Annotated in this window: 10 protein-coding genes and 3 tRNA genes; 12 read left to right on the forward strand and 1 reads right to left on the reverse strand. The window is 57.0% G+C overall.

The genetic code is table 11. From position 1 onward, the window contains the following. The 12 genes from secG (at position 1) to LOY56_RS03770 (ending at position 10,314) form a co-directional block, all read left to right on the forward strand. Positions 1-384: a preprotein translocase subunit SecG gene (gene secG, locus LOY56_RS03715; RefSeq protein WP_030128079.1), complete on the forward strand. Its 384-nt coding sequence runs from the start codon at positions 1-3 to the stop codon at positions 382-384. 22 nt (positions 385-406) lie between these two features. After that, positions 407-492, forward strand: a tRNA-Leu gene (locus LOY56_RS03720). 96 nt (positions 493-588) lie between these two features. Next, a tRNA-Met gene (locus tag LOY56_RS03725) sits at positions 589-665 on the forward strand. A 139-nt stretch (positions 666-804) separates the two neighbouring features. Further along, on the forward strand, positions 805-1,263 hold the full coding sequence (gene rimP / locus LOY56_RS03730) for a ribosome maturation factor RimP (RefSeq protein ID WP_010463487.1): 459 nt from the start codon (positions 805-807) through the stop codon (positions 1,261-1,263). A gap of 47 nt (positions 1,264-1,310) precedes the next feature. Continuing rightward, positions 1,311-2,792 carry a transcription termination factor NusA gene (gene nusA, locus LOY56_RS03735; RefSeq protein WP_008057419.1) on the forward strand — a complete coding sequence of 494 codons (1,482 nt, stop codon included), beginning with the start codon at positions 1,311-1,313 and terminating at the stop codon, positions 2,790-2,792. A 27-nt stretch (positions 2,793-2,819) separates the two neighbouring features. Beyond that, a complete protein-coding gene (gene infB / locus LOY56_RS03740; protein WP_258620003.1) occupies positions 2,820-5,345 on the forward strand; it encodes a translation initiation factor IF-2 in 2,526 nt (841 codons plus the stop codon). Between the two features lie 159 nt (positions 5,346-5,504). After that, positions 5,505-5,906, forward strand: a complete 402-nt coding sequence (gene rbfA / locus LOY56_RS03745; RefSeq protein ID WP_063341585.1) for a 30S ribosome-binding factor RbfA — start codon at positions 5,505-5,507, stop codon at positions 5,904-5,906. 3 nt (positions 5,907-5,909) lie between these two features. After that, on the forward strand, positions 5,910-6,827 hold the full coding sequence (gene truB, locus LOY56_RS03750) for a tRNA pseudouridine(55) synthase TruB (RefSeq protein ID WP_258620011.1): 918 nt from the start codon (positions 5,910-5,912) through the stop codon (positions 6,825-6,827). Positions 6,828-6,944: 117 nt separating this feature from the next. After that, positions 6,945-7,214, forward strand: coding sequence for a 30S ribosomal protein S15 (gene rpsO / locus LOY56_RS03755; protein WP_003176135.1), 270 nt, complete (start codon positions 6,945-6,947; stop codon positions 7,212-7,214). Positions 7,215-7,410: 196 nt separating this feature from the next. Continuing rightward, positions 7,411-9,516: a polyribonucleotide nucleotidyltransferase gene (gene pnp, locus LOY56_RS03760; RefSeq protein WP_052965657.1), complete on the forward strand. Its 2,106-nt coding sequence runs from the start codon at positions 7,411-7,413 to the stop codon at positions 9,514-9,516. Positions 9,517-9,663: 147 nt separating this feature from the next. Beyond that, a tRNA-Thr gene (locus LOY56_RS03765) sits at positions 9,664-9,739 on the forward strand. A 269-nt stretch (positions 9,740-10,008) separates the two neighbouring features. Continuing rightward, positions 10,009-10,314 (forward strand): DUF6388 family protein, encoded by a 306-nt coding sequence (locus tag LOY56_RS03770; RefSeq protein ID WP_258620015.1) that lies wholly within the window; start codon positions 10,009-10,011, stop codon positions 10,312-10,314. Between the two features lie 51 nt (positions 10,315-10,365). Here LOY56_RS03770 and nadC read toward each other — a convergent pair whose 3' ends face one another. Further along, a complete protein-coding gene (gene nadC / locus LOY56_RS03775) occupies positions 10,366-11,214 on the reverse strand; it encodes a carboxylating nicotinate-nucleotide diphosphorylase (RefSeq protein ID WP_258620019.1) in 849 nt (282 codons plus the stop codon). Between the last annotated feature and the right edge of the window lie 140 nt (positions 11,215-11,354).

Below are 11,354 nucleotides of genomic sequence, written 5' to 3' on the forward strand. Positions count from 1 at the left end.
ATGCTGGAAACAGTCGTAGTCGTTTTTCATCTGCTGGGTGCATTGGGCGTAGTTGCTCTGGTTTTGCTGCAGCAGGGTAAAGGTGCGGATGCTGGCGCGTCTTTCGGAGCAGGTGCTTCAAATACTGTGTTCGGAAGCCAAGGTTCCTCTACCTTTCTTAGTAAGTTTACTGCTATACTTGCCGCCGGTTTCTTCATAACCAGCTTGGGGTTAGGTTACTTTGCTAAAGAGAAGGCTCATGAGCTGACTCAAGTAGGTTTGCCAAACCCGGCAGTGTTGGAAGTTCCAAAGCAACAACCGGCTTCTGATGATGTCCCGGTGCTTCAAGAGCAAAAGTCGGCTACTCCAGCGACTGACGTGCCTCCAGCTCAAGAGCAGAAGTAAGAAGAGTTTCAAACGTAGTATTGCCGAGGTGGTGGAATTGGTAGACACGCAACCTTGAGGTGGTTGTGCCCATAGGGTGTAGGGGTTCGAGTCCCCTTCTCGGTACCAATTATCAGGAGAGCCCGCTGTTGCGGGCTTTCTTGTAGGTGGAAGGTTACATTGACCCTGTCAGGGATCGGTCGTATACTTCCGCCCCAGCTTTGTCGCGGGGTGGAGCAGTCTGGTAGCTCGTCGGGCTCATAACCCGAAGGTCGTCGGTTCAAATCCGGCCCCCGCAACCAGTTTAAGGAGCCCCTTTTCAGGGGCTTTTTGTTAGCTGGACACTTTCAACGCCGCTATTCAACGGCGTTTCAAGGATGGGCGTTTCGCCCATTTTTTTTATTTTGCACAGCATGCACATACATGCACGAGGGGGTTCAGGTGTCGAGCAAGCTAGAAGAGTTGCAGGCCTTGCTGGCCCCGGTGGTCGTGGCCCTAGGCTATGAATGCTGGGGTATTGAGTTTTCGGCTCAAGGTCGCCACTCAATGTTGCGCGTTTATATTGATAAAGAGGGCGGCGTGCTGGTGGACGATTGTGCCATTGTCAGCCGTCAGATCAGCGGTGTACTGGATGTTGAAGATCCGATCGCCGTTGAATACACCCTCGAAGTTTCCTCGCCTGGCATGGAACGCCCACTGTTCACTATTGAGCAGTTTGCAAAATTTGCCGGTGAACAAGTGAAGATCAAGCTGCGCTCGCCTTTTGAAGGTCGGCGCAACTTTCAGGGCCTTCTGCGCGGTGTAGAAGAGCAGGACGTCGTGGTGCAGGTTGAAGACCATGAGTTCCTGTTGCCGATCGATATGATCGACAAGGCCAACATTATTCCCAGTTTTGACTGAGACGCGGATCCCGCGGATCCAATGGCTTGCGAAAGGCGAGGCGTACGATGAGCAAAGAAGTACTGCTGGTTGTTGAGTCGGTATCCAATGAAAAGGGCGTACCGGCAAACGTAATTTTTGAAGCGCTGGAGCTGGCTCTGGCCACTGCGACCAAAAAGCGTTTTGAGGACGAAGTCGATCTGCGTGTGGAAATCAATCGCCACACCGGTGCTTACGAGACATTCCGTCGCTGGACGGTTGTCGAAGAAGCAGACCTGGACGATCCGGCCATCGAAACCTGGCCGAGCAAGGTTGCAGAAACGCATCCTGGTGCCAAGGTTGGTGACGTTGTCGAAGAGAAGATCGAGTCCATCGAGTTCGGCCGCATTGCTGCACAGACTGCCAAGCAAGTCATCGTGCAGAAAGTTCGCGAAGCCGAGCGTGCTCAAGTCGTTGACGCCTATCGCGAGCGCCTGGGGGAAATCATCTCCGGCACCGTGAAGAAAGTCACCCGCGACAACGTGATCGTTGACCTGGGCAACAACGCTGAAGCGTTGCTGGCCCGTGAAGACATCATTTCTCGCGAAACTTTCCGGGTTGGCGTGCGTCTGCGTGCGCTGCTCAAGGAAATCCGCACCGAGAACCGCGGCCCTCAGCTGATCCTGTCGCGTACCGCGCCGGAAATGCTGATCGAGTTGTTCCGCATCGAAGTGCCGGAAATCGCTGAAGGCCTGATCGAAGTAATGGCTGCGTCCCGCGACCCGGGTTCGCGCGCCAAGATCGCGGTCCGCTCCAAGGACAAGCGCATTGACCCGCAAGGCGCTTGTATCGGTATGCGCGGTTCGCGCGTCCAGGCAGTGTCCGGCGAGTTGGGCGGTGAGCGTGTGGACATCGTCCTGTGGGACGATAACCCGGCGCAGTTCGTGATCAATGCAATGTCGCCGGCTGAAGTGGCGGCAATTATCGTCGATGAAGATGCCCATGCAATGGACATCGCCGTTGGCGCAGACAATCTTGCTCAGGCCATCGGTCGCGGTGGTCAGAACGTGCGTCTGGCTAGCCAGTTGACTGGCTGGACCCTGAACGTGATGACCGAATCGGACATCCAGGCTAAGCAGCAAGCAGAAACTGGCGACATCCTGCGCAACTTCATCGACGAGCTGGAAGTCGACGAAGATCTGGCACAGGTGCTGGTAGATGAAGGCTTCACCAGCCTGGAAGAGATTGCCTACGTACCGTTGGAAGAAATGCTCAACATCGATGGCTTTGACGAAGACACCGTCAACGAGCTTCGCGCTCGGGCCAAGGATCGTTTGTTGACTAAAGCCATCGCTACTGAGGAAAAGCTGGCAGACGCCCATCCGGCCGAAGACCTGCTCTCGCTTGAGGGTATGGACAAGGATTTGGCGATGGAACTGGCGGTGCGCGGCGTAATTACCCGCGAAGACCTGGCCGAGCAGTCTATTGACGACCTGCTCGACATCGACGGCATTGACGATGATCGTGCCGGCAAGTTGATCATGGCCGCCCGAGCCCATTGGTTCGAGTAATTAGGCGCGGCCTGAGGAGAGAAGTGCATGACGCAAGTCACGGTGAAACAACTGGCCGATGAGGTCAAAACACCGGTAGAGCGCCTGTTGCAGCAGATGCGTGAGGCAGGTCTGCCGCACACCGCCGCCGATGAAGGTGTGAGCGATAGTGAGAAGCAATCTTTGCTGACTCACTTGAAGAGCAGCCACAAGGCGAAAGTGGAAGAACCGCGCAAGATTACATTGCAGCGCAAAACCACCAGCACCCTGCGTGTTGCTGGTAGCAAGAGCATCAGCGTTGAAGTACGCAAGAAGAAAGTCTTCGTGCAACGCAGCCCGGAAGAAATCGAAGCCGAGCGCAAACGCGAACTGGAAGAACGTCGCGCAGTAGAAAATGCTGCACGTCAGAAGGCTGAAGAAGAAGCCAAGCGTCGCGCCGAAGAAGAAGCGCGTCGCCAGCCTGCTGCTGCGCAAACCGCTACTAACGACGCCGTTGCAGCGCCTGCTGCAGTTGCCCAACCAGTGCGTGAAAGCGCGCCGGTAGTTGCAGCTGCGCCAGCACCAGCGGCTGACACTCGCAAACGCGACGAACAGCGTCGTCCGGACAAACCACGTGCCGACGATAGCAATCGTCGTGGCAGTGGCGATGGCGAGCGCAAGAACGCTCCGCATCGTGCTTCGGTCAAGGAAAAAGCGCCTGCTCCACGTGTTGCGCCACGTACTACCGACGAAGAAAGCGATGGCTTCCGTCGTGGTGGTCGCGGCAAGGCCAAGCTGAAGAAACGCAACGCCCACGGTTTCCAGAGCCCAACCGGCCCTGTTGTGCGCGAAGTGAAGATCGGCGAGACCATCACTGTTGGCGATCTCGCCCAGCAGATGTCGGTCAAGGCTGCTGAAATCATCAAGTTCATGTTCAAACTGGGTACTCCAGCGACCATCAACCAGGTACTGGATCAGGAAACTGCCCAACTGGTTGCCGAAGAGCTGGGCCACAAAGTGACCCTGGTCAGCGACACCGCCCTGGAAGATTCCCTGGCCGAGTCTCTGAAGTTTGAAGGTGAAGCGTTCTCCCGTGCACCGGTTGTGACCGTAATGGGCCACGTTGACCACGGTAAGACCTCGCTGCTCGACTACATCCGTCGTGCCAAGGTAGCGGCTGGCGAAGCCGGCGGTATCACCCAGCACATCGGTGCGTACCACGTTGAAACTGATCGCGGTATGGTCACTTTCCTCGACACCCCTGGTCACGCCGCGTTTACCGCCATGCGTGCCCGTGGTGCCAAGGCGACCGACATCGTGATCCTGGTGGTTGCAGCGGATGACGGCGTAATGCCGCAGACCGTTGAAGCCGTTCAGCACGCCAAGGCTGCTGGTGTTCCGCTGGTTGTTGCAGTGAACAAAATCGACAAGCCGGGCGCCGATCTTGATCGCATCCGTAGCGAACTGTCGGTTCACGGCGTGACTTCGGAAGAGTGGGGCGGCGACACCCCGTTCGTATCGGTTTCGGCGAAAGTCGGTACTGGCGTGGACGAGTTGCTCGAAGCTGTTCTGCTGCAAGCTGAAGTTCTCGAACTGAAAGCGACCCCTTCGGCTCCTGGCCGTGGCGTTGTGGTTGAATCGCGTCTTGACAAAGGTCGTGGCCCGGTTGCAACCGTTCTGGTTCAAGACGGTACCCTGCGCCAAGGCGACATGGTGCTGGTCGGTTCGAACTATGGTCGCGTTCGCGCCATGCTCGACGAGAACGGCAAGCCAATCAAGGAAGCCGGTCCTTCCATCCCTGTCGAGATTCTCGGCCTGGACGGTACCCCGGACGCTGGCGACGAGATGAGCGTTGTTGCCGACGAGAAGAAAGCCCGTGAAGTGGCTCTGTTCCGTCAAGGCAAGTTCCGCGAAGTCAAACTGGCCCGTGCTCACGCCGGCAAGCTTGAAAACATCTTCGAGAACATGGGTCAGGAAGAGAAGAAGACGCTCAACATCGTCCTCAAATCCGATGTCCGTGGTTCGCTGGAAGCGTTGAACGGTGCCTTGAATGGCCTGGGTAACGACGAAGTGCAAGTGCGTGTGGTCGGTGGCGGTGTCGGTGGTATCACCGAGTCCGACGCCAACCTGGCGCTGGCCTCCAACGCTGTACTGTTCGGCTTCAACGTGCGTGCCGATGCTGGCGCTCGCAAGATCGTCGAGCAGGAAGGTCTGGATATGCGTTACTACAACGTGATCTACGACATCATCGAAGACGTCAAGAAAGCCCTCACCGGTATGCTGGGCAGCGATGTTCGCGAGAACATCCTGGGTACCGCTGAAGTGCGTGACGTGTTCCGTTCGCCGAAGTTTGGCGCGATCGCCGGTTGCATGGTTATCGAAGGTGTTGTTCACCGTAACCGTCCAATCCGTGTACTGCGTGAAGACATCGTTATCTTCGAAGGCGAGCTGGAATCCCTGCGCCGCTTCAAGGATGACGCTTCCGAAGTACGTGCCGGCATGGAATGCGGTATCGGCGTGAAGAGCTACAACGACGTCAAAGTCGGTGACAAGATCGAAGTCTTCGAGAAGGTTCAGGTTGCTCGCAGCCTCTAACTCGCGCACTTCAAGAGCCGTGATGGCCAGCCGCATGCAACTGCGCGGCGCATCAGTCGGACTCTAAACGCAACGCCCGGTCTGGCTTTTGTCAGGCCGGGCGTTTGCCGCTTTCAGACCACACGGGTTTCACCGTGGGGCAGTAACAGGTAACAAGACATGGCAAAAGAATATAGCCGTACCCAACGTATCGGCGATCAGATGCAGCGTGAGCTGGCACAGCTGATCCGTCGTGAAGTCAAAGACCCGCGCGTCGGCCTGGTCACCATTACCGCTGTTGAAGTCAGCCGTGACGTCGGTCACGCCAAGATCTTCATCACCGTGATGGGCCAGGACAGCCGCGACGACATCGCGCAAAGCATCAAGGTGCTCAACGCAGCTGCCGGTTTCCTGCGTATGCAGTTGGCTCGCGAAATGAAGTTGCGCAGCGTTCCGCAGTTGCACTTCCATTACGACGAAAGCGTCGTGCGTGGCGCGCACCTGTCGGCCCTGATCGAGCGTGCGGTGGCTGAAGACAATCAGCATCCGGTAGCGGCTGAACCCGAAGACGCCAAGGAGTAATCGGTGGCTCAGGTCAAACGTATCCGTCGTAACGTCAGCGGCATCATCCTGCTCGACAAGCCGCTGGGGTTCACCTCCAACGCGGCATTGCAGAAGGTTCGCTGGTTGCTCAATGCCGAGAAGGCCGGGCACACCGGCAGTCTCGATCCGTTGGCCACCGGCGTGCTGCCGTTGTGCTTCGGTGAGGCCACCAAGTTCTCGCAATACCTGCTCGATTCCGACAAGGGTTACGAAACCCTGGCGCAACTGGGCAAGACCACCACCACGGCCGATGCCGAGGGTGATGTTTTGCTGGAGCGTCCGGTGACCGTTGGTCGCGCCGATATCGAAGCTGTGCTGCCGAAATTTCGTGGGCAAATCAGTCAGATACCGCCGATGTACTCGGCGCTCAAGCGTGATGGCCAGCCGCTGTACAAGTTGGCCCGTGCAGGCGAAGTAGTGGAGCGCGAACCGCGTTCTGTTACTATTGCGCGCTTGGAATTACTGGCCTTTGAGGGTGATACTGCGCGGCTTGCGGTGGATTGCAGCAAAGGCACCTATATCCGCACCCTGGTGGAGGATATCGGTGAGCAACTCGGTTGTGGCGCTTACGTGGCTGAATTGCGACGTACCCAGGCCGGGCCTTTTACGCTTGCACAGACCGTCACTCTGGAAGAGCTTGAAGCGGTACATGCCGAAGGCGGCAACGAAGCGGTCGATCGCTTCCTGATGCCATCGGACAGCGGCCTGCTGGACTGGCCACTGTTGCATTTCTCGGAGCACAGCGCGTTCTACTGGCTTAACGGCCAACCGGTACGCGCCCCGGATGCACCGAAGTTTGGCATGGTACGGGTACAGGATCACAACGGTCGCTTCATCGGTATCGGTGAAGTGAGCGAAGACGGGCGCATCGCGCCGCGTCGACTGATTCGGTCAGAATGACCGAACGAGGGTGGCTGTTAACAGGCACGGTCACTACTCATTTTTAGATACAGGGATTTGTCCCTGGCCTGTTGAAGCTGTTTCTATGAAACAGTTTCCTGATAAAAGGATTGCCTCATGGCTCTCGACGTTCAAGAAAAAGCTCAAATCGTAGCTGACTACCAGCAAGCTGTTGGTGACACTGGTTCGCCAGAAGTGCAAGTTGCACTGCTGACCCACAACATCAACAAACTGCAAGGTCACTTCAAGGCCAACGGTAAAGATCACCACTCCCGTCGTGGTCTGATCCGCATGGTAAACCAGCGCCGTAAGCTGCTGGACTACCTGAAAGGCAAGGATCTGGGTCGTTATCAGGCTCTGATCGGTCGCCTGGGTCTGCGTCGCTAATAAGCGATTGCGCTAGAGGTTGGTTGTCTGTCGTGCGTCAGTGGGTTTTCCCGCTGGCGCATGGCAGGCTCCCAGCCTCAAGTTTTATCTGGATATAGGTTTTACCCTGGACAGGCGTTGGGCCGATTCCCGACATTGCCCAAGAATTTCGCAAGAAGACAAGTTCCCCAAGAGCCACAAAAGAAGGTAGGACACCGTGAACCCGGTAATCAAAAAATTCCAGTTCGGTCAGTCGACCGTTACCCTCGAGACTGGCCGTATCGCCCGTCAGGCCTCCGGCGCAGTATTGGTCACCGTTGACGACGACGTCAGCGTATTGGTGACCGTTGTCGGTGCCAAACAAGCCGATCCAGGCAAGGGCTTCTTCCCTCTGTCCGTTCACTACCAGGAAAAGACTTACGCTGCCGGTAAGATCCCTGGCGGTTTCTTCAAGCGTGAAGGCCGTCCTTCCGAGAAAGAAACCCTGACTTCCCGACTGATCGACCGTCCGATCCGTCCGCTGTTCCCAGAAGGCTTCATGAACGAAGTGCAGGTTGTCTGCACCGTCGTCTCCACCAGCAAAAAAACCGATCCGGACATCGCTGCGATGATCGGTACCTCGGCTGCCCTGGCCATCTCCGGTATTCCTTTCGATGGCCCGATCGGCGCTGCCCGCGTTGCGTTCCATGAAAGCACCGGCTACCTGCTGAACCCGACTTACGAACAGCTGAAAGCTTCGAGCCTGGACATGGTCGTTGCCGGTACTTCGGAAGCCGTGTTGATGGTTGAATCGGAAGCCAAAGAGCTGACCGAAGACCAGATGCTGGGCGCTGTACTGTTTGCTCACGACGAGTTCCAGGTGGTGATCAACGCCGTCAAGGAACTGGCCGCTGAAGCTGCCAAGCCAACCTGGACCTGGGCTCCGCAGCCAGAAGCCACCGCTCTGTTGGGTGCTATCCGCGCCGAGTTCGGCGAAGCGATCTCCCAGGCTTACACCATCACCGTCAAAGCCGACCGTTATGCACGTCTGGGCGAGCTGAAAGACCAGGTTGTTGCCAACCTGTCCGGTGAAGAAGGTCAGCCGACTTCCGCTGAAGTCAAAGCGGCTTTCGGTGAAATCGAATACCGCACCGTTCGCGAAAACATCGTTAACGGCAAGCCACGTATCGACGGTCGCGACACCAAGACCGTACGTCCGCTGAACATCGAAGTCGGCGTTCTGCCGAAGACCCACGGTTCGGCGCTGTTCACCCGTGGCGAAACCCAGGCCCTGGTAGTCGCCACTCTGGGTACTGCCCGTGACGCACAGCTGCTGGACACCCTGGAAGGCGAGAAAAAAGACCCGTTCATGCTGCACTACAACTTCCCTCCGTTCTCGGTAGGTGAGTGTGGTCGCATGGGTGGCGCTGGTCGTCGCGAAATCGGTCACGGCCGTTTGGCCCGTCGTTCGGTTCAGGCCATGCTGCCTGCTGCTGACGTGTTCCCGTACACCATCCGTGTTGTATCGGAAATCACCGAGTCCAACGGTTCGAGCTCCATGGCTTCGGTCTGCGGTGCTTCCCTGGCGCTGATGGATGCCGGCGTTCCGATGAAGGCACCGGTTGCCGGTATCGCCATGGGTCTGGTTAAAGAGGGCGAGAAATTCGCTGTTCTGACCGACATTCTGGGCGACGAAGATCACCTGGGCGACATGGACTTCAAAGTAGCCGGTACCGCCAAAGGTGTTACCGCGCTGCAGATGGACATCAAGATCAAGGGCATCACCGAAGAAATCATGGAAATCGCTCTGGGCCAAGCCCTTGAAGCGCGCCTGAATATCCTCGGTCAGATGAACCAGATCATTGGCCAGTCGCGTACCGAGCTGTCGGAAAACGCTCCGACCATGATCGCGATGAAAATCGACACCGACAAAATCCGTGATGTCATCGGTAAAGGCGGCGCGACCATTCGTGCGATCTGTGAAGAAACCAAGGCTTCGATCGATATCGAAGACGACGGTTCGATCAAGATCTTCGGCGAAACCAAGGAAGCGGCTGAAGCGGCACGTCAGCGCGTTCTGGGCATCACCGCAGAAGCTGAAATCGGCAAGATCTACGTCGGTAAGGTTGAACGCATCGTCGACTTCGGCGCATTCGTCAACATCCTGCCGGGCAAGGACGGTCTGGTTCACATCTCGATGCTGAGCGATGCTCGCGTTGAAAAAGTGACCGACATCCTGAAAGAAGGCCAGGAAGTGGAAGTACTGGTGCTGGACGTGGACAACCGCGGCCGTATCAAGCTGTCCATCAAAGACGTAGCCGCAGCCAAGGCATCGGGCGTTTAATCACCCCCTCCGCCTGACCGCTTCAACGTTATAGAAATGCCCCGCCGTAAAAACGGCGGGGCATTTTTTTTGTATACAGAAAGATCTTTTGATTTTGCGGTGCGCGAAGTTGCCTGACTCCATAGCCAGTGCTAGGTTTAGCCCACCGCCCGTGTAGCTCAGCCGGTAGAGCAGCGCACTCGTAACGCGAAGGTCGCAGGTTCGATTCCTGTCTCGGGCACCACTTTCCTCGCTTATTTCATGTTTCCAAGACTTCCTGCACCTTATGTGTGTGATGCACGTGGCTTTTTATGGGATAGATGTAAAGACCCGTGTAAATCGTCGACAAAACGTCCTATATTCGTTGTCTGCATGAGCATCGCCCAGCAGTTTTCAGATGATCCCGAATGGTTCTGAAGGCCAGACAAACCGGGCTTCAAACGGTTTTTCTGCGTCAGAGAGATCCTTGATGATCCAGATCCATCTTCCATTCCCCAGATCAGCGAGAACGCCATGACCGTTAAAGAGTTGACCCAAGAAGCCAGACACGAAGAAGCCCTGAAAAAGTACGTGCTGGACGCCCCCCAGTTGCTGGAAGAGATCAAGGACTTGCCCGCCGACGATCAGAAAGACCAAATCCAGTGGGCGTTCGAGGATGAGGCGGAAGCGCAGGGCTTGCAGCCGTGGGAGTTGACGCTCAAGTACACGAGCACGCCGGAGGAGTTCGAGGCCAAGCGTCTGGAACTGCACAAGGAGGCGGCCGAGGTATTGGGCGTCGAGTGGGAAGAGTACTGCGAGATGAACAATCTAGTGGTGTGAAACAAAAACGCCAGCCTCAACCGGGCTGGCGTTTTTTATTGCGCGCAGTCTTCAGATACTCAGTCGCATCGACAGGTCCACAGCCTTCACATCCTTGGTCATCGCACCAATCGAAATATAATCCACCCCGGTTTCGGCGATTGGCAGCAACGTGCTTTCGTTGATACCGCCGCTGGCCTCCAGTTTTGCTTTGCCGGCGTTCAAACGCACAGCTTCGCGCATGTCAGCCAGACTCAGTTCATCGAGCATGATGATGTCGGCACCCGCCGCCAGTGCTTCCTTCAGTTCCGCCAGGCTTTCCACTTCGATCTCCACCGGTTTGCCCGGGGCGATCTTGTGTGCAGCCGCGATAGCCTCAGGAATGCCACCGCAGGCGGCGATATGGTTTTCCTTGATCAGGAAGGCGTCATACAGGCCGATGCGGTGGTTGTGGCAACCGCCGCAGGTCACGGCGTATTTCTGGGCCAGGCGCAGCCCCGGCAGGGTTTTGCGGGTGTCGAGCAGCTTGACCTGAGTCTTGGCGACGAAATCGGCCAGGTACTGCGCACGAGTGGCCACGCCGGACAGCATTTGCAAAAAATTCAGAGCGCTGCGTTCACCCGTCAGCAGCGAGCGCGCGGGGCCTTCGAGGTGGAACAACGCCTGATTGGGTTTCACCCGCTCGCCGTCGCGCACCTGCCAATGAACGGCAACCCGCGGGTCCAATTGCCGAAAAACCGCGTCGACCCACGCGGTGCCCGCTATGACAGCCGCATCGCGGGTGATGATGGTCGCTTTGGCCAGGCGTTCGGCCGGGATCAGTTGCGCGGTGATGTCGCCGCTGCCGATGTCCTCGAGCAACGCACGGCGCACGTTGGCTTCGATTTCGGCGGTCAAATCGGCGAGACGTAGATTCGGCATAACGGGCTCCACAAACAAAGTGGCCCGATTATAGGGCCATGGTGCGAGGCAACCCAAGGCATCAACGGCCATTCCATCGTTAGCCATCCTGCATTTGATCGATTCCCTCAGCCAGTAAGGGCTCTCATAAGCGTCTATTT

This window comes from Pseudomonas sp. B21-048 (genome assembly GCF_024748615.1).
GTDB lineage: Bacteria > Pseudomonadota > Gammaproteobacteria > Pseudomonadales > Pseudomonadaceae > Aquipseudomonas.

Excerpts from the sequence above, each read along its gene's own strand:
- secG (WP_030128079.1), top strand. The coding sequence starts at position 1 with ATGCTGGAAACAGTCGTAGTCGTTTTTCATCTGCTGGGTGCATTGGGC.
- nusA (WP_008057419.1), top strand. The coding sequence starts at position 1,311 with ATGAGCAAAGAAGTACTGCTGGTTGTTGAGTCGGTATCCAATGAAAAG.
- infB (WP_258620003.1), top strand. The coding sequence starts at position 2,820 with ATGACGCAAGTCACGGTGAAACAACTGGCCGATGAGGTCAAAACACCG.
- rbfA (WP_063341585.1), top strand. The coding sequence starts at position 5,505 with ATGGCAAAAGAATATAGCCGTACCCAACGTATCGGCGATCAGATGCAG.
- rpsO (WP_003176135.1), top strand. The coding sequence starts at position 6,945 with ATGGCTCTCGACGTTCAAGAAAAAGCTCAAATCGTAGCTGACTACCAG.
- LOY56_RS03770 (WP_258620015.1), top strand. The coding sequence starts at position 10,009 with ATGACCGTTAAAGAGTTGACCCAAGAAGCCAGACACGAAGAAGCCCTG.
- nadC (WP_258620019.1), bottom strand. The coding sequence starts at position 11,214 with ATGCCGAATCTACGTCTCGCCGATTTGACCGCCGAAATCGAAGCCAAC.